The organism is Pseudomonas sp. ME-P-057 (genome assembly GCF_030208975.1).
GTDB classification, from domain to species: domain Bacteria; phylum Pseudomonadota; class Gammaproteobacteria; order Pseudomonadales; family Pseudomonadaceae; genus Aquipseudomonas; species Aquipseudomonas lutea.
In genome coordinates this window covers 1-24809 of the sequence record NZ_JARVSX010000053.1, presented here as the reverse complement: position 1 = coordinate 24809, position 24809 = coordinate 1, and the positions used below count along the sequence as shown (strand labels likewise).

General features: G+C 60.5%; 24 protein-coding genes. 5 read left to right on the top strand and 19 right to left on the bottom strand.

Translation table 11 applies throughout. The features are described from left to right. Positions 1–4: 4 nt before the first annotated feature. Genes sdhA through sdhC form a run of 3 tightly spaced genes read right to left on the bottom strand, consistent with a single transcriptional unit; the run spans position 5 to position 2517 of the window. Positions 5–1777 carry a succinate dehydrogenase flavoprotein subunit gene (gene sdhA / locus QRN48_RS24635; protein ID WP_037009388.1) on the bottom strand — a complete coding sequence of 591 codons (1773 nt, stop codon included), beginning with the start codon at positions 1775–1777 and terminating at the stop codon, positions 5–7. Between the two features lie 3 nt (positions 1778–1780). Beyond that, positions 1781–2149 carry a succinate dehydrogenase, hydrophobic membrane anchor protein gene (gene sdhD, locus QRN48_RS24630; RefSeq protein ID WP_037009386.1) on the bottom strand — a complete coding sequence of 123 codons (369 nt, stop codon included), beginning with the start codon at positions 2147–2149 and terminating at the stop codon, positions 1781–1783. Beyond that, positions 2143–2517: a succinate dehydrogenase, cytochrome b556 subunit gene (gene sdhC, locus QRN48_RS24625; protein WP_037009385.1), complete on the bottom strand. Its 375-nt coding sequence runs from the start codon at positions 2515–2517 to the stop codon at positions 2143–2145. The genes sdhD and sdhC overlap by 7 nt, the downstream gene beginning before the upstream one ends. 362 nt (positions 2518–2879) lie before the next feature. Here sdhC and gltA point away from each other — a divergent pair, with 362 nt between their 5' ends. Continuing rightward, positions 2880–4169 carry a citrate synthase gene (gene gltA, locus QRN48_RS24620; protein WP_285353972.1) on the top strand — a complete coding sequence of 430 codons (1290 nt, stop codon included), beginning with the start codon at positions 2880–2882 and terminating at the stop codon, positions 4167–4169. 79 nt (positions 4170–4248) lie between these two features. Here gltA and QRN48_RS24615 read toward each other — a convergent pair whose 3' ends face one another. The 9 genes from QRN48_RS24615 to QRN48_RS24575 form a co-directional block, all read right to left on the bottom strand. Then, entirely contained in the window at positions 4249–4857 is a 609-nt protein-coding gene (locus tag QRN48_RS24615; protein WP_285353970.1) for an START domain-containing protein, read from the bottom strand. A 44-nt stretch (positions 4858–4901) separates the two neighbouring features. After that, complete coding sequence (locus QRN48_RS24610) at positions 4902–5159, bottom strand: YkgJ family cysteine cluster protein (protein WP_191943687.1); 258 nt, start codon at positions 5157–5159, stop codon at positions 4902–4904. 95 nt (positions 5160–5254) lie between these two features. Next, on the bottom strand, positions 5255–5785 hold the full coding sequence (locus QRN48_RS24605; RefSeq protein WP_285353967.1) for a translation initiation factor 2: 531 nt from the start codon (positions 5783–5785) through the stop codon (positions 5255–5257). Between the two features lie 317 nt (positions 5786–6102). After that, complete coding sequence (locus QRN48_RS24600; RefSeq protein ID WP_285353965.1) at positions 6103–7542, bottom strand: aminotransferase-like domain-containing protein; 1440 nt, start codon at positions 7540–7542, stop codon at positions 6103–6105. A 319-nt stretch (positions 7543–7861) separates the two neighbouring features. Beyond that, positions 7862–8677, bottom strand: coding sequence for an OmpA family protein (locus QRN48_RS24595; RefSeq protein ID WP_037009375.1), 816 nt, complete (start codon positions 8675–8677; stop codon positions 7862–7864). Continuing rightward, on the bottom strand, positions 8674–9027 hold the full coding sequence (locus QRN48_RS24590) for a DUF4398 domain-containing protein (protein ID WP_285354010.1): 354 nt from the start codon (positions 9025–9027) through the stop codon (positions 8674–8676). The genes QRN48_RS24595 and QRN48_RS24590 overlap by 4 nt, the downstream gene beginning before the upstream one ends. A gap of 21 nt (positions 9028–9048) precedes the next feature. After that, positions 9049–9873, bottom strand: a complete 825-nt coding sequence (locus tag QRN48_RS24585) for a substrate-binding periplasmic protein (RefSeq protein WP_502944676.1) — start codon at positions 9871–9873, stop codon at positions 9049–9051. Between the two features lie 130 nt (positions 9874–10003). Next, the gene (locus QRN48_RS24580) at positions 10004–10933 is read right to left on the bottom strand and encodes an electron transfer flavoprotein subunit alpha/FixB family protein (RefSeq protein WP_285353962.1); all 930 of its coding nucleotides are present in this window, start codon (positions 10931–10933) and stop codon (positions 10004–10006) included. Further along, positions 10933–11682, bottom strand: a complete 750-nt coding sequence (locus tag QRN48_RS24575) for an electron transfer flavoprotein subunit beta/FixA family protein (protein WP_285353960.1) — start codon at positions 11680–11682, stop codon at positions 10933–10935. Before QRN48_RS24575 ends, QRN48_RS24580 begins: the two co-directional genes overlap by 1 nt. On the opposite strand from QRN48_RS24575, the gene QRN48_RS24570 reads away from it, so the two are divergent. Together QRN48_RS24570 and QRN48_RS24565 are read left to right on the top strand one after the other, a co-directional pair. Further along, positions 11681–11935: a hypothetical protein gene (locus tag QRN48_RS24570; RefSeq protein ID WP_152597571.1), complete on the top strand. Its 255-nt coding sequence runs from the start codon at positions 11681–11683 to the stop codon at positions 11933–11935. The two genes, QRN48_RS24575 and QRN48_RS24570, sit on opposite strands and share 2 nt — an antisense overlap. A gap of 296 nt (positions 11936–12231) precedes the next feature. Then, complete coding sequence (locus tag QRN48_RS24565) at positions 12232–13896, top strand: electron transfer flavoprotein-ubiquinone oxidoreductase (protein WP_285353958.1); 1665 nt, start codon at positions 12232–12234, stop codon at positions 13894–13896. 194 nt (positions 13897–14090) lie between these two features. On the opposite strand, the gene QRN48_RS24560 is transcribed toward QRN48_RS24565, so the two are convergent. After that, on the bottom strand, positions 14091–14996 hold the full coding sequence (locus tag QRN48_RS24560; protein WP_285353957.1) for an AraC family transcriptional regulator: 906 nt from the start codon (positions 14994–14996) through the stop codon (positions 14091–14093). 176 nt (positions 14997–15172) lie between these two features. Here QRN48_RS24560 and QRN48_RS24555 point away from each other — a divergent pair, with 176 nt between their 5' ends. Continuing rightward, positions 15173–16225, top strand: a complete 1053-nt coding sequence (locus QRN48_RS24555) for an NAD(P)-dependent alcohol dehydrogenase (protein ID WP_285353955.1) — start codon at positions 15173–15175, stop codon at positions 16223–16225. Positions 16226–16267: 42 nt separating this feature from the next. Here the strand turns inward: QRN48_RS24555 and QRN48_RS24550 are convergent, their stop codons facing one another. From QRN48_RS24550 to QRN48_RS24525, 6 genes are all read right to left on the bottom strand, one after another. After that, positions 16268–16957, bottom strand: a complete 690-nt coding sequence (locus QRN48_RS24550) for an AlgP family protein (protein ID WP_285353954.1) — start codon at positions 16955–16957, stop codon at positions 16268–16270. 212 nt (positions 16958–17169) lie between these two features. Next, a complete protein-coding gene (locus tag QRN48_RS24545; protein WP_285353952.1) occupies positions 17170–17973 on the bottom strand; it encodes an IclR family transcriptional regulator in 804 nt (267 codons plus the stop codon). Between the two features lie 132 nt (positions 17974–18105). Further along, positions 18106–19419: an MFS transporter gene (locus tag QRN48_RS24540; protein ID WP_285353950.1), complete on the bottom strand. Its 1314-nt coding sequence runs from the start codon at positions 19417–19419 to the stop codon at positions 18106–18108. Positions 19420–19723: 304 nt separating this feature from the next. After that, positions 19724–20872: a galactonate dehydratase gene (dgoD, locus tag QRN48_RS24535; RefSeq protein WP_037009357.1), complete on the bottom strand. Its 1149-nt coding sequence runs from the start codon at positions 20870–20872 to the stop codon at positions 19724–19726. Positions 20873–20956: 84 nt separating this feature from the next. Next, on the bottom strand, positions 20957–21592 hold the full coding sequence (locus QRN48_RS24530; protein ID WP_285353948.1) for a 2-dehydro-3-deoxy-6-phosphogalactonate aldolase: 636 nt from the start codon (positions 21590–21592) through the stop codon (positions 20957–20959). 1 nt (position 21593) lies between these two features. After that, positions 21594–22610: a 2-dehydro-3-deoxygalactonokinase gene (locus tag QRN48_RS24525; protein ID WP_285353946.1), complete on the bottom strand. Its 1017-nt coding sequence runs from the start codon at positions 22608–22610 to the stop codon at positions 21594–21596. Positions 22611–22990: 380 nt separating this feature from the next. On the opposite strand from QRN48_RS24525, the gene QRN48_RS24520 reads away from it, so the two are divergent. Then, complete coding sequence (locus QRN48_RS24520) at positions 22991–24130, top strand: acyltransferase family protein (RefSeq protein WP_285353944.1); 1140 nt, start codon at positions 22991–22993, stop codon at positions 24128–24130. The last annotated feature ends 679 nt before the right edge of the window (positions 24131–24809 follow it).

Sequence of the window (24809 nt, the reverse complement as noted above, 5' to 3'; positions counted from 1 at the left end):
ACCCTTAATAAGTCCGAATCTTAGGTTCAAAAGTCGGAACAGTTTTCGGCGAGAAGTTCACGGCACGCTTGGCTACGCGCTTGTCACCCGGGAAGTACAGGGTGTGGCACAGCCAGTTCTCGTCGTCGCGATCTTCGAAGTCTTCACGGGCGTGAGCGCCACGGGACTCCTTGCGATGCTCTGCGGCGATCGCCGTTGCTTCAGCGACTTCCAGCAGGTTCTGCAGCTCCAGCGCTTCGATCCGGGCAGTGTTGAATGCCTGGCTCTTGTCGTTGATTTTGACGTTGGCAATGCGCTCGCGCAGGGTCGCCAGCTGGGCAATACCCTTCTGCATGTATTCGCCGGTACGGAACACACCGAAGTAGTTCTGCATGCAGCTCTGCAGCTCTTTGCGCAGGGTTGCAACGTCTTCACCGGTGGTGCGTTCGTTCAGGCCGCTGAGGCGAGCCAGGGCGACGTCGATGTCGGTTTCCGAGGCGCGACGGTAGTCGATGCCTTCGTTGAGCGCCTGCTCCAGGTGCAGACCGGCAGCACGACCGAACACCACCAGATCGAGCAGCGAGTTGCCGCCCAGACGGTTGGCACCGTGAACCGAAACGCAGGCAACCTCGCCGACCGCGAACAGGCCAGGGATGATTGCATCAACGCCGGCGGCGTCCTGGGTGATGGCCTGACCATGAATGTTGGTGGCCACGCCGCCCATCATGTAGTGGCAAGTCGGTACGACAGGAATTGGCGCGACGGCCGGGTCGACGTGAGCGAAGGTCTTGGACAATTCCATGATGCCCGGGAGACGGCTGTGCAGCACTTCCTCACCCAGGTGATCAAGCTTGAGCATCACGTGATCGCCATCCGGGCCACAGCCGTTGCCGGCAATGATCTCTTTGACCATGGAGCGAGCCACAACGTCACGACCGGCAAGGTCCTTGGCGTTCGGAGCGTAACGCTCCATGAAACGCTCGCCGTGCTTGTTGATCAGGTAACCGCCTTCACCACGGCAACCTTCGGTGACCAGTACACCTGCGCCGGCGATGCCGGTCGGGTGGAACTGCCACATTTCGATGTCCTGAACCGGTACACCTGCACGCAAAGCCATGCCAACGCCGTCGCCGGTGTTGATCAGGGCATTGGTGGTGGACGAGTAGATACGCCCGGCGCCGCCAGTGGCCAATACAGTCGCGTTGGCGCGGATGTAGGAGGTTTCACCGGTTTCGATGCAGATAGCGATGATGCCGACGAATGCGCCGTCCTGGTTTTTGACCAGATCCACCGCGTAGTACTCGTTGAGGAATACAGTGCCGGCCTTCAGGTTGGCCTGGTACAGGGTGTGCAGCAGCGCGTGACCGGTACGGTCGGCTGCGGCGCAGGTACGTGCAGCCTGACCGCCCTTGCCGAAGTCCTTCGACTGGCCACCGAACGGACGCTGGTAGATGCGGCCCTGCTCGGTACGCGAGAACGGCAGACCCATGTGCTCGAGCTCGAACACTGCCTCGGGACCCACGGAACACATGTACTCGATCGCGTCCTGGTCGCCGATGTAGTCGGAGCCCTTGACGGTGTCGTACATGTGCCAGCGCCAGTCATCGTTTGGATCGGCAGAAGCGATTGCGCAGGTGATGCCACCCTGAGCGGAAACGGTATGGGAGCGGGTCGGGAAGACCTTGGTGACCACAGCGGTCTTGTGGCCGCCCTGAGCCAGTTGCAGTGCGGCACGCATGCCGGCACCACCGCCGCCAATGATGATGGCGTCGAATGAAAGCGAATTAATGTTAGCCATGAATCAGATACCCCAAAGAATCTGCACACCCCAGACGAAGTAAGCGAACATCGCAATGCCGCACACAGCCTGGAACAGGAAACGCACCGCTGTCGCGGACTTGCCCAGCGCCATCGGCGTCAGGTAGTCGGTCGCGATGGTCCACATGCCGACCCATGTGTGGGCCGCGAGGGCAACCAGAGCCAGCAGACTGAAGATGCGCATTCCGTTATGGGAGAACAGAGCGTGCCACGTGGCGAAATCAAGGCCAGGGTGCGCGATCAGGTACCCGATCAGGAAGATGAAATAAGCCGCGAGTACGACGGCAGAGACGCGCTGCGCCATCCAGTCGTACAGGCCCGAACGAGAAAGGTTTGTGACGTTGGTTACCATATCCACACTCCTGCCAGAACGATCACCACCACAGACACGGCGATAACGATTTTAGAGCCCCGCTTGCCGCCTTCCAGCGTCTCGCCGATGCCCGTGTCCATGATCAGGTGACGGACGCCCGCCACCAGGTGATACAGCAGTGCGGACAGAAGAGCCCATATCACAAACTTGGCCAGCGGACTGGTCAGTCCCGCTTTCACCGTCGCGAAGCCTTCCTCGGAATCGAGCGACAAGTCCAGTCCGTACAGCATGATTGCAATGCCGACGAAGAGGATGACACCGGAAATACGATGAAGGATGGACGTGTAAGCAGTGATAGGGAGTTTGATGGTCCTTAGGTCTAGGTTTACAGGTCGTTGGCTTTTCACGGCTTTTTTTCACACTGAAGAGCCCTAACACTCAGGGCAAGTTGTTGGGAAGTGCACTGGTCAGGTACCCACTACCCAGGAAGTGACCAACCCCAGTGAATCGGGCCTGAAAGCCCCTGGCGGTCGGACGCCGAGTATAGACAGTTAGCCAACTAATGACAACGCGCAGACCCTACCCCAAGGGTGGATTGCTTTAGCTGGATAATTGGCGTAAATGGCCCCTAATTTCGACGAAAACTGTGCCTTAAAGCCCTCTGCTACAAGACTTTTGGCAAATTGACTTTAGAATTTATCTCACTATAGTGATGCGGGCCCTGCGTGGGGGGTCTGTCTGATGATTTGAAGCATAATTAGGAGGCCACATGGCTGATAAAAAAGCGCAGTTGATCATCGAGGGCGCAGCCCCCGTCGAGCTGCCCATTCTGACCGGCACCGTTGGTCCCGATGTCATCGACGTACGCGGCCTGACTGCCACCGGACGCTTCACATTCGACCCGGGCTTCATGTCCACCGCCTCTTGCGAATCGAAGATCACCTACATCGACGGTGACAATGGCATTCTCCTGCACCGCGGCTACCCGATCGAACAGTTGGCAGAACAATCGGACTACCTGGAAACCTGCTACCTGCTGCTTAACGGCGAACTGCCAACCGCCGAGCAAAAAGCCGAATTCGTCGTCACCGTGAAGAATCACACCATGGTGCACGAGCAACTCAAGACCTTCTTCAACGGTTTCCGCCGCGACGCCCACCCGATGGCCGTCATGTGCGGTGTGGTCGGCGCCCTGTCGGCGTTCTACCACGACTCGCTGGACATCAATAATCCACAGCATCGCGAGATCTCGGCGATCCGTCTGGTCGCCAAGATGCCGACCCTGGCAGCGATGGTTTACAAGTACTCCATGGGCCAGCCCATGATGTACCCGCGCAATGACCTGAGCTACGCGGAAAACTTCCTGCACATGATGTTCAACACGCCGTGCGAGATCAAACCGATCAGCCCGACGCTGGCCAAGGCCATGGACCGGATTTTCATCCTCCACGCCGACCACGAACAAAACGCCTCTACCTCCACCGTGCGCATGGCGGGCTCCTCGGGCGCCAACCCGTTCGCCTGTATTGCTGCCGGCATTGCCGCACTCTGGGGCCCTGCCCACGGCGGTGCGAACGAAGCCGTGCTGACCATGCTCGACGAGATCGGCGATGTGTCCAACATCGACACCTACATCGCCAAGGCCAAGGACAAGAACGATCCGTTCAAGCTCATGGGCTTCGGTCACCGCGTCTACAAGAACCGCGACCCGCGTGCCACCGTGATGAAGCAGACGTGCGACGAAGTCCTGCGCGAACTCGGCATCGCCAACGATCCTCAGCTCGAACTGGCCATGCGCCTGGAAGAGATTGCCCTGACCGACCCGTACTTCATCGAACGTTCGCTGTACCCGAACGTCGATTTCTACTCGGGCATCATCCTCAAGGCGATCGGGATCCCGACCAGCATGTTCACGGTGATCTTCGCCCTGGCACGCACCGTTGGCTGGATTTCGCACTGGAAGGAAATGCTGTCGAGCCCTTACAAAATCGGTCGTCCGCGCCAGCTGTACACCGGTGAAGTGTCGCGCGATATCGTTCCGCTGGCCGAGCGCAAGTAACTCGGCGGCACCTGCAAGACACAAAAAAGGCTGCCTTCGGGCAGCCTTTTTTTGTCGCGTCAGGGCGTAAACAAGCCGATCAGTTCTTCTCCGCTCGGTCTTTCAGGGCTTTAAGGGTGTTGAACGGCGCATCTACCACGAACTTGTTCGCCAGCCAAGACGGCACGCTGCCACCCGGCTCGGTGTGCACTTGGTAGGTCACCTCGGTCAAATTGTCGCCTTTGGGCACGAACTTCCAGAATCCATCAACCTGAGCAACCCGCACGAAGCCCTTTTCCTCCGGGATGTACTTGGGATCGGCCTCGAGCTTGCGCGTGACACTGCCATCCGTGCCTTCTACGGTGGTCACCTTCAACACTGAATCCCTGGGAGTCACCGGCCACGGCGTATTGAACTGCGAGTAGGTCCAGGTCTTGTCCCCATCGTGCTTGAGGATCTTCTGCAGCTTGCACTCGTGAATCCATGCGCAGGCAGCAACCACGTCTTCCTGCAACGCTCTTAGCTTGCCGATGCCTGCCTTGATGGTCGTCACGCCCTGATAGGCCTTGTACTGGGACCCAGGGACTTCACTGAGGGAGACTTTGATGCCCTCCTCGTTCTTGGCGACCTTCCATTCCTCGGCCTGCGCGGACGCTGCCACCCATACAGTCAGTCCCAACCCGAAAGCGATGCGGTACAGCGAACTCATAAATTATTCCTTATTGTTGAAGTTCAGTCATGACCGGCCGCGTTTCAAGCCACCGACGTCATCTTTTCCCACCAGCCGATCAGACGGATTGCGTCCTCGGGGCCGGAGCCACATACGTCGGGCTCTGCCGCAAACTGACCACACACGGCCGGCCTGCCCGGCTGGCCGAAGATGCCACAGAGCATGTCAATCGAAAGATGCAGGCAGCGCACGCCCGCAGGTTTGCCGTTGGGCATGCCGGGAATAGGTGAGGTAATGGACGGCGCGATGCAGCACGCGCCGCAGCCTGGACGGCATTCCATAAGAGACCCTGTCTGGACAGTTAAGACGATGGCCGGATCTTACGCGCTAAAACACACGTTTGAAAATCCGGCACTCCGACAGCGTCAGGCTTTCATCATTTTTTAAATGTGAAATCCAGCGCTGCGCCTTCCACGTCCTTGCGCGCTTCGTTGCGCAATTGCAGGTCCATTTCGTTGCTCAACAGCCGACCTTGCATCTGGAAGTCAGGGTCGGCGTTGGCATCGGGGAACATCTTCGGCAGCAGCGGCTTAGCACCGGCTGGCTGGGGCTTGGTCTTCGACGCAGAGGTGATCACGTTAGCCGGCGGGGTCAACTGCTTGACCATCTCGGGAGGCAAGCTGAGATCAAGCGGAACCTTATTTAAACGGGTCTCTTTGACGACCTGGGAAGCGGCCTTCGACTTATTAGCGACCGGAGCGCGCCGAGCCACCTCGGCATTATCCGCTTTAACCTTGGCCGATTTAGCGTCGGAAGGGACGGGGCTCGCCGCGGCCTTGCCGCCAGCGATCGGTGTCTCACTGGACTTTCCAGACGGCTTCCCGGAGGCGACAACCGGGACCGCAGGGATGTTGGGCGCCAGTTCGTGGACCGCCTGCCCCTCCACCGCCGGCTTGCCGATAGGCAACGGTTCGCCCGTGGACACAGCGGATGCAGCGGACGGCGTAGATTTCTGTCCATCAGCGACGTCACCCGTAGCGCTCGCAGCCGGGGCCGAAGCAGCCGGGGCGGCCGAATTGCTGACCTTCGCTGGCGGAGCTGGCGCCTTGTCAGCGTCACAGGCACTCAGCAACACCACCAACATCACACTAAAACAGCGCAGTGATTTCATAGACTGGACGACTGTATTCAAGACATGAGCCATATGCTGGCTCTTTGCACGGAGGCTGACAAGTCACCTGTCTGCCGCCCTTCATAGTATGGAAAGCGGTCGCTCTCTTGAGTTCACCAGAATTGGCCCGCATCCTGGCATAACTGCTTGGCCAGCATACCCACTGTCATTAACGCCCTTTCCGCCTCGCGATTCCACGGCAGCCCACAATTGAGGCGTATGCAGTGATTGAATTGCTCCGTGTTGCTGAATATCAACCCCGGCGCGATGCTGATGCCCTGCTCAAGCGCGCGCACATGCAGCTCCTGAGTATTCACCCGGCCCGGCAGGCTGATCCAGAGAATGAACCCGCCCGCAGGGCGGCTGATTTGCGTGCCCTCAGGGAACATCTGCTGCACGGCCAACTGGAACGCGCTGAGGTTCTTGCGGTGCTCCTGCCGAATGAAGCGCAGGTGCCGGTCATATCCGCCGTTCTCCAGGTAGGACGCGACCGCCATCTGCGTCACGCTACACGCCGAATGGGTACTGAACGTTTGCAGACGCTGAATTTCCGCCTGGTACTTGCCAGCGATCATCCAGCCGATTCGCACGCCCGGCGACAGGGTCTTGGAAAAACTGGAGCAGTAGATGACGTGCCCAAGACGGTCGAACGCCTTCAGCGCCTTGGTCTTGTTCTGTTCGTACATCAACTCGCCGTAGATGTCGTCCTCGATGATCTGGATGTCAAAATCCGAGGCAAGACGCAGTAAATGTTTTTGCCGCTCCTCGGGCATGGTGCTGCCCAGGGGATTGCTCAATCGCGACGTCATCACCAAGGCCTTGATGGACCATTGATTCGCCGCCAGTTGAAGCGCCTCCAGGCTGATCCCGGTGTTGGGGTCGCTGGGGATCTCGATGACTTTCAGGCCCAGCAGGTCGGCCAATTGCAACAGGCCGTAATAGGTTGGGGATTCGGCGGCGATCAGGTCGCCGGGGCTGGTCAGCACACGCAGTGACATTTGCAGCGCATCAACGCAGCCATGGGTGATCACGACCTCGGACGGGTCCACCACGACGCCAGCGTCACGCATGCGGATGGCCACCTGGCGGCGCAGGGGCTCGAAGCCGGGGCTGAACATGTAGTTGAAGGCACGCGGGCTTTGAAAGCGCGTCACTTTAGCCAATTGCTGGTGCAAGGCCCGCAATGGCAAGTAGTCGATATGCGGAACAGCAGCGCCGAACGCGAACACCCCTTCGCGCCGCGCTTCGACCAGCACCTGCTGAATGATGCTGGCGCGCGTCACCAGACCAGGGCGCTCGACACGGGCGATGTCCGGGGTGGCCGCCGTCAGTGCCGGCGTCTGATGCACGTAGTAGCCGGACTGCGGACGCGCACGAATCAACCCCTGATCTTCGAGATTGGCATAGGCCTGAAGAACTGTGGCGTGACTGACGTTGAGCTGCGAGCTCATCTTGCGCACCGAGGGCACGCGCTCGCCGGGCTGATAGACACCTCGGCGGATGTCTTCGGCCAGCTGTTGGGCAATGCGCTGGTAGAGCAACAGACTGGTCATTCGCGTCCCTCGATCCCATTCTTTGATCATGCGTAGCGGCAATCAAAGCGTAGATCACCGGAACAGTTGGGAAGTGTACGGTGACAGTTCCCGTTCCGGCTAGAGGGCGTGGTGTTTGAATAGCGTCGAGTCTTGCGCATGCCCGAATCGGTAGGAGCCGGCTTGCTGGCGAATCGGTAGATCACTCGCTCTCTATGGCGTCTGATCAAATGCGTTCGCCAGCAAGCCGGCTCCTACAAAGAGCGCGGCCGGGGACCCCTTCTCCAGAGCGACCTAAACTCCTGACGCATGGGGAGCCGAGGCTGGTGCCGCCATACTCTCAACGTGGCGCGCTGAGGCGACCCTTGTCATCCGAGAACACGATCTCGACGCGACGATTCTGCGCACGCCCACGCTCCGAGGTGTTCACGTCTACCGGATACTGGTCTCCGTAGCCCTCGACCTGGATGCGCTCTTCCTCGATCCCCAGATCGGACAGCACGTCGGCGACCGCCTGCGCCCGATCTTTGGACAGCGTGAGGTTTTCCTGCCCGTCGCCCGTGCTGTCGGTATAGCCTTCGATGCGCACGACGCGCCTGGGATTGAACTGGAGGAACTGCACGACCTTGAGCACGGTGCGGTTGGCCGAGCTTTTCAGTTCGGCGCGACCTGTGTCAAAGAGCATGTCGCCCAGGGTCATTACCAGCCCGCGTTCATTCTGCTGGGTGGACAGGCTGACGACCTGATCCTCCGCCCACTGGCCTTGTTGTTGGGCACCGGCCAGTTTCGCTTCACGCAACGCCAGTTGCAGGCGCTGACGCTCCAGTTCCAGACGCGCCAGCTTCTCCTGGTTGAGCAGCAGCTTGCTGTGCTCCCGGGCGATCGCACTGTAACGACTGCTCAGATACGCGTAATGGGTGACGTCATCCGCGCTGCCGATGTAACTCGACAGGCGCTCTGCCCGCCCCAGCAACTCGCCAGCGCGAATCACGTCTTTCGGCGCGCTGCGCAGCACGTTGGTGTCTTCCTTGACCTTCTGGTAATCGGCAACGGCACCTTGCAGCGCCTGATCGCTGCCCTGGTGGCCAGCACAGCCAGCCAGACCGGCACTCGCCAGCAACAGGCCGAAACCGAGGCTTCGTGATACGGCGTTCATTGGCCGGCCCCCAGCTGCTTGCGCAGGCGCTCGAGACGAGCATTGACCTGCGCCACCTGCGCTTCACTTTTCTGTGTTAATACCCGCGCCTCTGCCAGCCGCGCGTCCAGCTCGGCCTGCTCGGCATGCATGCGTGCCGCCTTGTAGGACTGGTCCGCCATGTCCGCGCGCGCCTGGGTCAGCTTGGTCTGCGCGTTGACGAGATCCGGTTCGTCATCGGTTGCGCCCACGGCCGTGGCTTGCGCCACCGCCTGCTCGGTCAGCTTCAACTGCTCGGTTGGCGCAGGATCGTTGGCGCAGCCGACCAGGGCGGCGAATAGCACGGCGGCAACTACGGGCTGAATTCTCAAAACAAAGCTCAAAACATATTCCTACTGATGGATGGCGCTGCCGGACTGCTGCAGCTGAATTTTCCACAGGTCCAGATTGCGCGTGACCGCCTCACTGGAGCGCCCGGAAGCCGCCAATTCTGTCATTTTTTTTGCCAGCTGTCCGCGCAGCCATGGATCGTTGCAGGCGGAGTTGAACGACAGCGCAAGATAAAACCCGGGGCGGTCGAGCGGAACGGGTTGAGTCTGTACGTCGTTGGCGATGTTGAGTGCTTGCGTGACCGCCATGCCGGCATAGCGGCCGGCGAGGACAAACTCGACTTGCCCGGCGGCCAGTTTTTGAAAGGCCAGGGGCAGACTCGCCTGCTTCTCCAGCGACAGACGCGATTTGACCGCCTCTTCGAATGCGGCAGTCACTCGGGTTTTTTCGGAAATCGCCCCAGGATGCCCCTGAAGATCGGTCGGCGAGTTGAACGGCTGATCGTGGCCCACACGGGTCCAGACCATGATCTCATTCTGAGCGATGGGCGGATGAATGAAATCGAGGGATTCCAGCTCTGCGGCGTTCAAAGGGATGTCAGCAAGAAGATCCATGCGCCCCGTGCGCACTTCTTCAATGGCCTGACTGCGCTTGCCGGCGTATAAAAGCTCGACCTTGACGCCAATCTGCTGCGCAACCTCCTTGAGCAAGTCGGCATTCGCGCCCATAAGGTGCTTGGGGTCCTGAGGATCGCGCCAGAGATACGGCGGCGCATCCGGGCTGCCGGTAACAATCAACCGGTCGCACTTTCCGCCAGACCAGGCCAGCGACGGCAGCAACAAAACTGCGCCCAGCAGTGAAGACAGCGCCCGCGTCCGCAACGACATGAAGACTCCTTTTTTTGCCCATAAAAAAACCCGCCGGCGCTGGCTGCATCAAGCATGGTGTGTCGGCTGACATCACCAACGCTTGGGGCAGCCCTTGCGGGCGGGTCTCTTTATAAGTCAGGGAAGTGGATTAGACCAGCTTCTCCAACTCAGGGATTGCTTCGAACAGATCGGCTACCAGGCCGTAATCAGCGACCTGGAAGATCGGTGCTTCTTCATCCTTGTTGATCGCGACGATCACCTTGGAGTCTTTCATGCCTGCCAGGTGCTGGATCGCGCCCGAGATGCCGACCGCGATGTACAGCTGCGGCGCGACGATCTTGCCGGTCTGGCCGACCTGCATGTCGTTCGGCACAAAGCCTGCGTCCACGGCAGCGCGGGAAGCGCCAACGGCCGCGCCCAGCTTGTCTGCAAGGGTGTACAGGTGCTTGAAGTTGTCACCGTTCTGCATGCCACGGCCGCCGGACACGACAATCTCGGCAGCCGTCAGCTCGGGACGGTCAGACTTGGCCAGTTCTTCACTGACGAAGGACGACTTGCCCGCATCATGGGCTGCGCCAACTGCTTCAACGGAAGCGGAACCGCCCTCGGCAGCCACTGCGTCGAAGCCTGTGGCACGCACGGTGATGACTTTAACCGCAGCCGACGACTGAACGGTCGCAATGGCATTACCGGCGTAGATCGGGCGCTTGAACGTGTCAGCGCTTTCGACGGAGATGATTTCGGAGATCTGGTCGACATCCAGCTGCGCCGCAACACGCGGCAGGATGTTCTTGCCGTTGGACGTGGCAGCCGCCAAAACGTGGCTGTAGCCGGAGGCCAGCTCGACCACCAGCGGGGCGACGTTTTCAGGCAGTTGGTGTTCGTAGGCAGCGTTGTCGGCCAGCAGGACCTTGGACACGCCTGCGATCTTCGACGCTGCGTCAGCAACAGCGGCCGCGTTCAGGCCTGCAACCAGAACATGAATGTCACCACCGATCTTGGCGGCGGCGGCAACGGTATTCAGGGTGGCGGGAGCGATTGCGCCGTTTTCGTGCTCAGCGATAACCAGGGTCGTCATCAGATCACCTTCGCTTCATTTTTCAGTTTATCAACCAGTTCAGCGACCGATTTGACCTTGATGCCAGCGCTGCGGGCAGCCGGGGCTTCGACTTTGAGGGTCTTGTTGGTCGACGAAGTGGAAACACCCAACGCGTCAGGCGTCAGTACTTCCAGCGGCTTCTTCTTGGCCTTCATGATGTTCGGCAGCGATGCGTAGCGCGGCTCGTTCAGACGCAGGTCAGTGGTAACGATAGCCGGCAGTTTCAGGGAAACGGTTTGCGCGCCGGCGTCGATTTCACGGGTCACGTTAACGGTGTCACCGGACACCTCGACTTTCGAAGCGAAGGTGCCCTGGGCGTAACCACTGAGGGCCGCCAGCATCTGACCCGTCTGGTTGTTGTCGCTGTCGATGGCCTGCTTGCCGAGAATAACCAGCTGCGGCTGTTCTTTATCAACGACAGCCTTGAGCAGCTTGGCAACCGCCAGGGACGTCAGTTCGTCAGCGGATTCCACGAGGATGGCGCGATCGGCACCCAGTGCAAGGGCGGTACGCAACTGCTCCTGAGCAGTGGTCGGGCCGATGGACACAACGACGATCTCGGTCGCAACGCCCTTCTCTTTCAGGCGAACGGCCTCTTCCACGGCGATTTCGCAGAAGGGGTTCATCGACATTTTGACGTTTGCGAGATCGACGCCGGAGTTGTCCGCTTTGACGCGAACCTTGACGTTGTAGTCGACCACTCGTTTGACAGCTACAAGAACCTTCATGGATTCCTCGTTACTCTCCGGTGAAAAGAAATCGCCGGGCCATGCCCGGCGATGGGTACACGTCAGTGTAAAGAACACCTGTGAAAACAACGTATTCACGGTTGCCGAATGCCGATGTCAGCAAAAGCGGCCGCAGCTCAGCGGCAATCCAAGCCAGACTCACATCGCCCGTGTAAACTGCGGCGCGCTGGCGGGCGGCAGTTTAAGTGGGCGAAGAACCGTGGTGACGGCGCTTTCACGGGTGTTCTGGTAACGACGCTTTGGGCTGATTGACCAGGTGCCTACGCAACCGGGCGTGAGCGCAAAACCGCCCGTATCTTGACCGCATCGGGTAGTCGGGTCAATACGACATAAACGCCAGTCGCAAGCCGCCTCGCTATGATTTATCAGGGTTTCAGCCGATTCAAACAAACGTTTGTATTGGACCTGTGAGGTGGTGTAGATATAATGCGCGCCTTTAGGGATGACACCCGGATAACGACCTTCCGCGTGTCGGTCCAGCTGCCTTATAAAAAAATATGCCGTTGAGCCTTGAGTAGGAGATAGCCTGTGGAACGCGAATACATGGAATTCGACGTCGTCATCGTCGGAGCCGGGCCCGCCGGGCTGTCAGCCGCTTGCCGCCTGAAACAGAAAGCCGCTGACGCCGGGCAGGAAATCAGCGTGTGCGTGGTGGAAAAAGGCTCTGAAGTCGGCGCCCACATTCTGTCGGGTGCTGTGTTCGAACCCCGTGCCCTCGACGAACTCTTCCCTGACTGGAAAGCCCTTGGCGCGCCGTTGAACACCCCAGTCAAAGGCGACGACATCTATGTCCTGACGGGCGCAGATGCCAGCCAGAAGGTGCCGGGTATGTTTGTGCCCAAAACCATGCACAACGAAGGCAACTACATCATCTCCCTGGGCAATCTTTGCCGCTGGCTCGCTCAGCAGGCCGAGAACCTGGGCGTCGAAATTTATCCCGGCTTCGCTGCTCAGGAAGCGCTGATCGACGACAACGGCGTGGTTCGCGGCATTCTCACCGGCGACCTGGGTGTTGACCGCGAAGGCAACCCTAAGGAGGGCCTGTACACGCCCGGCATGGAACTGCGCGGCAAGTACACGTTGTTCGCCGAAGGCTGCCGTGGCCACATCGGCAAGCAACTGATCAACCGTTTCAAGCTCGACAGCGAAGCCGACGCGCAGCATTACGGCATTGGCCTCAAGGAAATCTGGGAAGTCGATCCGGCCAAGCATCAGCCAGGCCTGGTAGTGCACACCGCCGGCTGGCCGCTGGATATCATGGGCACCGAAAACACCGGCGGCTCCTTTCTGTATCACTTGGAAAACAATCAGGTCGTGGTCGGCCTGATCGTTGACCTGTCCTACGCCAACCCCTATCTGTCACCGTTTGACGAGTTCCAGCGCCTCAAGCATCACCCGGTCCTCAAGCAGTACCTGGAAGGCGGCAAACGCATCAGCTACGGCGCAAGGGCCATCTGCAAAGGCGGCCTGAACGCACTGCCGAAGATGGTATTCCCGGGCGGCGCGCTGATCGGGTGCGATCTGGGCACGCTCAACTTCGCCAAGATCAAAGGCAGCCACACGGCGATGAAGTCCGGCATGCTGGCCGCCGAGGCCGTGGCCGATGCGCTCTTCGCAGGCAACGCCGGGGGCGACATGTTGAACGGCTATGTGGAAGGCTTCAAGGCCAGCTGGCTGCATGAAGAACTGTTCGCCAGCCGCAACTTCGGGGCTGCCGTGCACAAGTACGGGGCGATACTCGGCGGGGCTTTCAACGTCATTGACCAAAACCTGTTTGGCGGCAAGATTCCCTTCACGCTGCGCGATAACAAGCCGGACTACGCATGCATGAAACTGGCAGCCGACTCCAAAAAGATCGACTACCCGAAACCGGACGGCAAGTTGAGTTTTGACAAGCTGAGCTCGGTGTTCATCTCCGGCACCAATCACGAAGAAGAGCAGCCGTGCCACCTTAAGCTCAAGGACCCGAGCATCCCGATCAGCGTCAACCTGCCCAAATACGATGAGCCCGCTCAGCGTTATTGCCCCGCGGGTGTGTATGAGGTGGTGACGCAGGAAGACGGCGCCAAGCGCTTCCAGATCAACGCGCAGAACTGCGTCCATTGCAAGACCTGCGACATCAAGGATCCTTCGCAGAACATCACCTGGGTAGCACCGGAAGGCGCAGGCGGCCCGACCTATCCGAACATGTAACGGATTCTGAGCAGGATTGGCTTTAGCCGGGAAGGCGCCAGCGGCCACATCTCACAATTGATGTTGCACACGCTGGCCTCTTCCCGGCTGAAGCCGGTCCCACAAAGAGGTCGCATGCATCCAAAGCAATTGGCGGTGACCATGACCGCGGGACCGGCTTTAGCCGGGAAGCCCTTTAGCCCCAGCCTCGTTTCTCACGCTGAGATCTTCAGTCTTTCACCCTCCTCTCCCGGATTGCGCTCAAAGTAGCGCTTGTACTCGCGGCTGAATTGCGAGGTGCTCTGGTAGCCGACCTTGTGCGCCACCTGCGCGACGCCCATGCCTTCACCGATGAGCATCTGTTGTGCCTTGAGCAAACGCAGGCGTTTGAGGTACTGGACGGGCGAGAGCAAAGTGCTGCGCTTGAAGTGCTCGTGGAAGGTCGAGGCACTCATGTTGGCGCAGCGAGCCAGGTCATTGACGCTTAACGCCTGATCGTAGTGATCGCGAAGGTGCTGCAGCGCGGCGGCGATTCGCGCGAAGTGCCCCGTTTGCTCGACCAGTGCTCGCAACACGCCGGCTTGCGGACCGCGCAAGGCGGCATACACCACTTCACGGACCCTGGCCTGACCCAGCACCTGGGCGTCGAGCGGATCATGGAGACACCGCAGCAATCGCTCGACACTTTCGCGCATCGGTGCGTCCAGCTCGGCGGAAGTCATAGACTCCGGCGTCTGCGCCCTGACCTTGACGTGCGGCGCCTCGCCCATGGCCTGCACCAGCTCACCCAACAACGCGCGATCAATCGACACCGCTACGCCATACATGGGTGCCTGCGCCGTGGCGAATGTTTCGCACATGAACGGCACCGATAACGCCTGCACCAGATAGTGCCCCGCGCCGTATTCCAGCGTGCGCGGACCAAGGCGCGCGAGCTTGCTGCCTTGCGCGATGATCACCAGGCTCGGCTCGTAGATCTGCGGGCTGCTGGCCACGTAGTAATCCCAGGACATGGCTTGCACGCCGGGCACGCGCGTGTCGACAAAGCCCGGACGTAAGGCCAACGGTTTGATGAGCGAAACCAATTCGGCGTTGGCCTCGGAGTGAGAAACAGGAGTCATAGGCAGCCATGCGGAGGATTTGACAGCGCCATCATCGCAGATCAGCACCACACCGCCACATGCAAAGCCCAATATCTGGAGGATCAGGCATGACACACGTAGGAATGGTCATGGCCGACAAAGGCCTGGCTGAGGAAAATGCACCGCCTCAACCGTCATCGTTTACGAGGTGCTCCATGTACACAGCCATCGGTTACGCTGCCCAGTCAGCCACCGCCCCCCTCGCCCCCATGACGTTCAGCCGCCGCAGCCCTCGGCCGGACGACGTGGCCATCGAAATTCTGTACTGCGGTGTCTGCCATTCCGACATCCATCAAGCGCGCAATGAATGGGGCATCGCCGTCTACCCGCTGATGCCCGGCCACGAGATCGTCGGCAAGGTCACCGAAGTCGGTGCCAACGTGAGCAAACACAAGGTGGGGGATCTGGTCGGGGTCGGCTGTATGGTCGACTCCTGCCGCCATTGCGAAGCCTGCGCTCAGGACCTTGAGCAGTATTGCCTCGAAGGCCCGACCATGACGTACGCCACGCCGGACCGCATCGACGGCAGCAACACCATGGGTGGTTATTCCAACAGCATCGTGGTCAGCGAGCACTTCGTCGTTCGCATCCCCGAAAAGCTCGACCTGGCCGCTGCCGCGCCGATCCTCTGTGCGGGCATCACCACTTACTCGCCGCTCAAGCATTATGGTGTCAAGGCCGGTGACAAGGTCGGTATTCTGGGCATGGGCGGCCTTGGCCACATGGGCATCAAGTTCGCCAAGGCCATGGGCGCGGAAGTGACCCTGTTCACTCGCTCGGCAAGCAAGGCCGAGGAAGGCCGACGTCAGGGCGCGGACCACGTGATCGTGTCCACCGACGCGGCGCAGATGAAGGCCGCCGCCGGCCAGTTCGACTTCCTGCTGGACACCATTCCGGTGCAGCACGATTTGAACCCCTACCTGGAAACCCTGCGCTTTGACGGCGTGCACATTCTCGTGGGCCTGATCGAACCGGTGGACCCGGCGCTGCATGCCGCCAATCTGGTGATGAAGCGCCGCGTGCTGGCGGGATCCTTGATCGGCGGCATTGCCGAGACTCAGGAAGTGCTGGATTTCTGTGCCGAGCATGGCATCACGTGTGACATCGAGATGCTCGACATCCAGCACATCAACGAGGCGTACAGCCGCATGATCGCTGGCGACGTGAAATACCGTTTCGTGATTGATATGGCCACGTTGAAGGCCTGATCGATGCGTCGCCCCGCGCAATGCGGGGCGAACGGCAACGAATTACAGCGAGCGCTCAAGCCACTCCGGCTGGAGCGCCGATTCAGCATGAGGCGCCTCATCCGGCTCGGGTGCGGCGCTGGCTTCAGCGATCCCGTGAGCCAAGGGTGCAACCTCCCTGGGCGCATGCTTCCGTCCCTTGACTGCCGTCACCGCGGGCTTGGCGACAACAGCATTGGCGATGGCTTTGAGTGCCGTTGCCTGCTTCACGGCTCGCAGGCTTGCGGGCGAAGGCTTCGATGCAGACGTGGCAGTCACTTCCGTTTGTGAGGCTGGTGAGCCACTTAAGCCGAGTTCCCGCTGGCGCAGCATTTTGCTGGCTTCTTCACGCACCTGCCCTACGCCCTGTAGCAACGCGAGGCTCATCTGGACGTCATGCTTGAAGTCACGGATGTACTGCCGGGTGTGCTCGGTCCGGCCTTGCACTTCAAACAAATTTGCCTGCAGCGCTTTGATCGTGGCCCGCAGTTTTGTCTGCTTTTTACGCTTCCCGACTGATGTGGTGTCGAGCCGGCTTCGCTTCTTGCCAAGCTTCGTCTCCAGTTTGGTCCGCTTCTTTTCGAGCCTGGAAAGCATCTTTTCTGCATCCGCGAGCGCCCGGCCGCAGGCTTGCTCAAAATGCTCCATCAAAAGGGTGGTGAGTTCTTCAAGCAGCTGCAGCGGTGTGGAGCCTGTTTTTTTTCTACTCGCCATGACATTTCACCCCAAATCGCTTTCGCCCCGGCCGATCGGCCATTGGCCCCTGAAGAGCTATGACCGCGGGTCTCCAGGATTGTTGGTGCGCTTTCGAGCCGATTTCTCGATCTGGTCAGCAAACCGGGCTGTGCAGGCGCTCAAAAGGGTATGGCTGCGCCGGGTTTCCCCGATGTTTAGCCCGCCAGCGACTCCTGCCAGGCACGGGCTTGTTAACCCCCCAGCTCTGCCGACAAGCGCGCCGCCGCGTCCTTGATCAATGGCACCAGCTCGGCCATTTTTTCCAGTGGCATATAGGGCACGGTGCTGGCGATGCTGATCCCGGCGACGATGTGTTTGCTCGCGTCACGCACAGGCGCCGCCACGCAGCGGATCGACGGTTCGTTGTCCTCCAGATCGAACGCATAGCCGCCTTTTACGTATTCGTGCATGCGCGCCTGCACCTGCTCCCACGTCTGCTCTTCATGCACCGGCCACAGCGGATTTTTGCCGGTGGTCGGCACGCTGATTTCGTACAACCGCTGCCACTCGCTTTCCGGGTCGTCCAGCATCAACGCCTTGCCGATCCCGGTGCGGGCCAGCGGCATGCGATGGCCCACCCGCGAACGCATTTCAGGGCCGTTGCGTCCCGGATTTTTGTGCAGGTACAACACCTCGTCACCATCACGCATGGCCAAGTGCACGGTGTCACCGGTTTGCGCCGACAACTCATCGAGGAAAGGTTTGGCCACTACCAGCAGCGGCACTTCTTCGCGGGCCTGAAAGCCCAGCTCGATCAGCTTGGGGCCCAGCAAATAGCCCACTTGCGGCAAAACCCGCAGGTAGCGCTCCTCGACCAGGCAACTGGCAAGCCGATGGGTCGTGCTGCGGGTGGTGCCAATCAGCCGGGCGATTTCCTTCAGGTCGCGGGCGCCACTGGCGACTGCCTGGACCACGCCCAGGCCACGGATCAGGGTTTGCGTACCGGTGGGTGCAGGGTCTTTGCCAGTCACGGCAGTGTCGGAAACATCTTGCATGGCGCGCCTTATCGAATCAGAAAACCGGCGACATTATCGTCGCCGGCCTTGAAGCCTGCCAGCGGAGCATAGGGACTGCGCAGAATGTGCGCAGAACGCATGCAGCACTTGTGCGGAACGTGTGCAGGGCGATTACAACTCGATACGTTCGACCTTGCCCACCAGCAGGATGTAAGACAACGCCCCAAGCAACGCCAGAACGGCGATGTAGGTGATTGCCGGCGCGAACGAGTCCCCCGACGCGAGGAAGCCAATCACGATCGGCGTGGCAATCGCCGCCAGGTTACCAATCAGGTTGAACGTGCCGCCGGTCAGTCCCAACAACCGCGCCGGAGCAAGGGTCGATACCAGCGACCAAGTGATCGAGGCCAGGCCATTGCCGAAAAACGCCAAGGCCAGGAACGCGATCACCAGTGGTGTCGAATCCACGTAGTTGGCGCCGATGATCGAAGTAGAGATCAGCAAGCCGGCGATGATCGGCGTTTTACGGGCAAAACCCACCGTGTGGCCGCGACGGATCAGCCAGTCGGAGAAGAACCCCGAGCACAGCACGCCGACGAACGCCGCGAGGAATGGCAGCGACGCCAATAAACCCGACTTGATGAAGTCCATGCCCCGGTATTTGACGAGGTAAGTCGGGAACCAGGTAAGGAAGAACCACAACGTCGAGTTCAGGCAGAACTGACCCAGGTAAATGCCCCACAACTTGCGCTTGGTCAGCACAATACCGAGGTCCTGCCAGCTGAAACCGCTATTACGTTTCGACGCATCGGTCTGCATGTCGACCAGGCCGCCACCGTCCTTGATTAGGTCGATCTCGCCCTGATTGATGCCTTTGAAGTCACGCGGCTCGCGATAGACCATGTACCAGATCGCCGCCCACAGCACGCCGACACCGCCGGTGGCCACGAACACCATGTGCCAGCCGTAGCGCGTTTGCAGCCAGGCGAGCACCGGCGTCAGAAACGCCAAACCGACGAATTGGCCTGAGGTGTAGAAGCCTACCGCGGTGGCCCGCTCCTTTTCCGGGAACCAGGCGGTGACGACGCGGCTGTTGATGGGGTAGGCCGGAGCCTCCAGCGCACCCACTGCCATGCGCAGCACGAAAAGGCCGATGAAGCTGCCAACGAAGCCGAGGAAGATGGTGGCGATGGACCATAGCGCCAGCGCCACGGTGTAGAGGATGCGCGGCGGCACGCGGTCGACCAGCCAGCCGCCGGGCAACTGCATGGCGGCGTAGGTCCAGCCGAACGCGGAGAAGATCAGCCCGACATGCACCGGGTCGATGCCCAGCTCGCTGGTCAGTGCGGGCGCGGCGATGGAGAGGTTGCTGCGGTCGAGGTAGTTGATCACCACCGTGATGAACAGCAACACCATGATGAAAAAGCGTTTGCGGGTCGGCGTGGCGGTGATCGCCCGCGCCTCGGGAACAGTCTGTGTGCGCATGAGAAGTGCCTCTTTTTATGGTTATCTGAGGTCTGGAGTTTTATGTGTTAGTTGACAGGTGATTGTTCCCACACTGCGTGGTAACACCGCCTTGACGCTTCGCGGCCGGACGTCGACGCGGAGCGTCGGCGGATGCATTCCCACGCAGAGCGCGGGAACGATCAGCACCGCCCTGTAGGAGCCGGCTTGCTGCGGGCCGCGTTCGGACGAAGGCAATTGATCATTCACCCACGCAGCGCCTGACCCACCGCGTCCGCCAGCAGGCCAGCGCCTACAGAACCGCCCCTACGTCAGCAGGGCCTGATCACCACTCGGCGAAACTGCCGTCGGCATGGCGCCAGATCGGGTTGCGCCAGCGGTGGCCGATGGCGGCGCGCTCTTTGACGTATTCCTCATTGATCTCGATGCCCAGACCCGGCCCGTTGGGGATTTTCACCATGCCTTTGTCGTAGTCGAAGACTTCGGGGTTCTTGATGTAATCAAGCAGATCGTTGCTCTCGTTGTAGTGAATCCCCAGGCTCTGCTCCTGGATGAACGCGTTGTAGCAGGCGGCGTCCAGTTGCAGGCAGGCGGCCAGCGCGATCGGCCCCAGCGGGCAGTGCAACGCCAGCGCCACGTCATAGGCTTCGGCCATGTTGGCGATCTTGCGGGTTTCGGTGATACCGCCTGCGTGGGAGGCATCAGGCTGGATGATGTCGACGTAGCCTTCGCTGAGCACCCGCTTGAAATCCCAACGGGAGAACAGCCGCTCGCCCAGCGCAATCGGGGTGCTGGTCAACGGCGCCAGCTCCTTGAGTGCTTCGTAATTCTCGCTGAGCACCGGTTCTTCGATGAACATCAGCTTGTACGGGTCCAGCTCTTTCATCAGCACTTTGGCCATCGGCTTGTGCACGCGACCGTGGAAGTCGACGCCAATGCCCACGTTCGGCCCTACGGCATCTCGCACAGCGGCGACGTTGGCCAGCGCCAGATCGACCTTGTCAAAAGTGTCGAGGAACTGCAGCTCCTCGGTGCCGTTCATTTTCACGGCAGTGAAGCCGCGTTCCACCGCTTCTTTTGCTGCACGAGCGGTGTCCGCCGGACGGTCGCCGCCGATCCACGAATAGACCCGAATCTTGTCGCGCACCTGGCCGCCGAGCAGGTCGCTGACCGACACGCCCAGCGCCTTGCCCTTGATGTCCCACAGCGCCTGGTCGATACCGGCCAGGGCGCTCATGTGCACAGCACCGCCACGGTAGAATCCGCCGCGATAGAGCACGGTCCAGATGTCTTCGATGTTGCGAGGGTCCTTGCCGATCAGATAATCGGACAATTCTTCAACCGCAGCGGCCACCGTGTGCGCACGGCCTTCTACCACGGGCTCGCCCCAGCCGGTGACGCCCTGATCCGTTTCCACCTTCAGGAAGCACCAGCGCGGCGGAACGATGTAAGTCGTGAGTTTGGTGATTTTCATGTCTTGTCTCTCTTATTCAAAAACACAGGCTCGATGACGCGCGTGTTCAAACAGCCGGGCTTGAGGGCCCGGCGAGCCAATGGGTCACGGGTGAGTTGAAGGCTTGTGCTGGTGCCAGGCGGCCACGTAGGCCTTGGCGCTTTTGGCGACGTCGTCGGCGCTCATCCCGGGCTTGAACAACCCGGAGCCCAGGCCGAAACCGGAAACACCGGCGTCGAGGAACACTTTCATATTGTCCGGGATGATGCCACCGACCGGGATCAGCGCGGTGCCGGCCGGCAACACCGCGAGCCATGCCTTGACCACCGCCGGGCCCATTTGCTCAGCGGGGAACATCTTCAATACGTCGGCACCCTCAGCCAGCGCGGCGAAGGCTTCGGTCGGCGTGGCCACGCCCGGGGACAGAAACAAGCCCTCCGCCTTGGCGGCGCGCAACACTTTTGGATCGCTGTGAGGCATGACGATGACCTGCCCGCCTGCTTCCTTGACCTGGCGCACTTGCTCGGGCGTCAGCACCGTGCCTGCACCGATCAGGCAATCGGCGGGCAGGCTTTGACGCAGCAGGCGGATGCTGTCGTACGGCTGGGGCGAGTTGAGCGGGACTTCGATCACGCGGAAACCAGCGGTGTACAGGACGTCGCCAATCGCCGGCGCTTCTTCGGGGCGCAGGCCGCGCAGGATCGCGACCAGACCGTTTTGCACGAGGGCTTGCTTGAGCATGTCAGTTCTCTGGGTGAAGGGGCCGGCCAGCGGCCGAAGAGGAGGATGAGATGAGTCCGGCCTGAACGGCCACTTGCCAGAGACCGCGCTCGGTGGCCTGCTCCGCCAGGGTTACCTGGGGGAAGCCGTTGGCGTCGAGGGCTCGCTGGTAACGCGCAATCAGCGCATCGCTGCCGATCAGAATCACCGCAGGCAGCGGCGCCTGCGTCTGACCGAGCAATTGCGTCAGCGCAAAAATTTCGTGACCGATCAGAAGACCCGACAGGTAATCGGACTGGGCGGCGCCGGACAACACGCCGGTCAGGCCGAGAGTCCGGCAACTGAAAATGGTCGACAGCGGGCCTGCCGCACCGCTGGCCGAGTGGGAAACCGCCACGCCACGGTCAAAGGCCTCGGCATCGAAGGCGTCGCTGCGCTGCATTGTGCGGCCCAGAATTGTGTGGCTGGACAGCGCGGAAAAGACCTCTCCGGTCATGAACGTGTCGAAGTGCTCGATGCGGCCGGCCACCGCCCTCACCCATTTCGAGTGACTGCCGGGCAGGCCGATCAACAACGGCTTGGTGGCCTCATTGGCGGGCAGCGAGTCGAGAATGCCGAGGACCTGGGTTTCTTCGCCGCGCATCACGTTGGGCAGCTCGGAGCGCTGCAACACGCCGGGGATGATATGCACGTCAACGCCGCGCACGCTGCGCACCGTGACCAATGCAGAGCTGAGCGCCGCGACGCTGGCTGGCGTCTGCTGGTAGGTCGCTTCACGCCAGCCTTGAGCGCTGCCGACCATGCCACAGGCGATCACCGGCAGTGTCGGTTCGGTATCCAGCCAGTCGCCGCACGCCTCATCGAAAGCCAGTTCGAACCCGTCGGTGATCGGCTGGCCGAGGATGCTGCGTGGGGTCGTTGGCAGTTGCATGATGCCCGCGCCAAGCGAACGTTGTTCCAGAACCCGGCCGTGTTCGCCGAGTCGGTACGCGCGAAGGGACGTCGTGCCCCAGTCGAGCGCGATCAATTGCGCCTGCATGGCTTCACCTAATTGTTATTAATGAGTGAATGCGGAGCCGACTATAAACCGGATGCGCCAGATATCTCAATATATAACTTATCGTCCCATATATCGGGACACGCCGTTTTTATCTGTGGGTGCCCGCCAAACGTCTGTACCCACTCGATAAGCGGCTGAGGCATACTGCAGCGCGCGGCCGGCAGCATGTTTTTGGCGATGCCCAAGTGATGTTTTTGAGCGTCTCGCTTCAGCCTCCCAGTCGGCTCCACCTGCTCATCAGCCCCCGTGCTGAAGGTGGTAACTTTCCTCGGCGCCCTGCCCTGTTACTCCCTGCCCTGCTCTTGCCGGTCCCGCCCGCGTGCCCGCACGCTTATCTCGTCTGTTGAAGGATCCGTAGGATGAAACGATTCCCTGTGCTCGACAGCCTGCGCGGACTCTGCGCACTGACACTGATCGTTCACCATTCGCACATCGAGCGAAGCATTACCGAGCTGTCGTTTTTCCGTAATGCCAGCCAGTTCGCCGGTTTCTTTTTTGCACTGAGCGGTTTTCTGATTTACCGGCGCTACGTCGGCACGCTGAGTACGCCGCGTCAACTTGGCGACTTCATGCTCGGCCGGATGTTTCGGGTCATGCCCTTGCACCTGGCTGTGCTGCTGTTTTTCATCGCGTTCGAAGGGCTGAAACTGGTGATGGAACGCTACGGCCTGCTGTTGAATTTCCCGGCGTTCAGCGGTGATCGGGCGCCCGGTGAAATCCTGCCCAACGTGCTGTTGATCCAGGCGTGGTGGCCGGGGTTCAACGCGCTGTCGTTCAACTATCCGTCGTGGTGGGTCAGTGTGGTGTTTTACCTGTGGCTAGTTTTCGGCGTGGTTTGCTATGCGGTGCCGCGCATGGCGCGACTGATCTTCACGGCGCTGGGTGCGCTGGCGTTTATCGGCTTGTTTGCGGATTCCGATCTGCTCACCCGCTACGTGCTGTGGGGCGCGGCCTGTTTTTTTGCGGGCACGGTGACGTATCGGTTGTACGCGCGACTGCGGGACGTCGCACCGGGCCGGGTGTTGGCCAGTGTGCTTGAACTGGGTGTGCTGGTGGCGATCATCTGGGTGATGGCGGAAGGCGAAGCACCACTGACGATTGAGCTCGCGGTGCTGTTTTGCCTGGCGATTCTGGTTTTCGCCTGGGAAGCGGGGATCGTGTCGCGGCTGTTGCAGGTGCGGGTATTTCCGGCGCTGGGCAGGCTGTGGCTGTCGATATATCTGACCCACGCGGCGGTGATTTTCGTGATCGCGACCGGGCTGACGGTGGCGGCGAAGTTCGGCGGGTATCCGTTGCTGGTGGACCGGCCGGGCGAGACACCGGGGTCGTTGGTGCGGTATCTGAGTACGGGCAGTGCGTTGAATGACAACTTGTTGATGCTGTTGGTGGTGGTCGCGGTTGTGGTGGTTTCGATGTTGGTTCACCGGTTTATTGAGGTGCCTGGAATGCGGTTTCGGGCGGGGTTAAGATCAGGGTCAAGATCAAAGGCATCTGCCTAGGGGCAGATTGTTTCGCCTTCGGCGAGTTACTTTTAAAAAGCACTAAAAGTAACCAAAAGTGCCTGCTCCTGGTTTGGCCCGACTGCGTCGGGTTCCCTCACTCCGACGACGCTCCGTGGGCCCGCGCCGAACGGACATCCATGTCCTGACGGCGCTCTCGCGGCATCCATGCCGCTCGGCCCACTGCGCATCGTCTGCGTTCGGCCTGCACCCAAGTCGCGTTTGGCGGTGTCTGGACTTCTTGTGTTAGAAGAGCAAAGGCAGATCAAGTGCAAGATCAAAAGCTTCACGGCTGAAGCCGGCCCTACAGGACACCGTGTGCATTCAGGGGACTGGCTTTAGCCGGAAAGGCGTCATAGGACACACCTCAGAATTGTCGATCGGTGAACGCCGCGAAACTGATGGCGAATGAACCGGCCCCTTCCCGGCTAAAGCCAGTCCCACTAACAGACCGCGCGCATCTGTAGGACCGGCTTCAGCCGGGAAGCCGTCGCTCTTGCTATTGCCGTTGCCGTTGCCGTTGCCGTTGCTTTTGACCTTCAAACACATAAAGCACAGACGCCGCCAAACGCGACTTGGGTGCAGGCTGAATGGAGGTCTCGCGGAGTGGGTCGAGCCGCAGGAATGCGGCGAGAGCGCCGTCAGGGCATGGATGCCCGTTCGGCGCGGGCCCACGGAG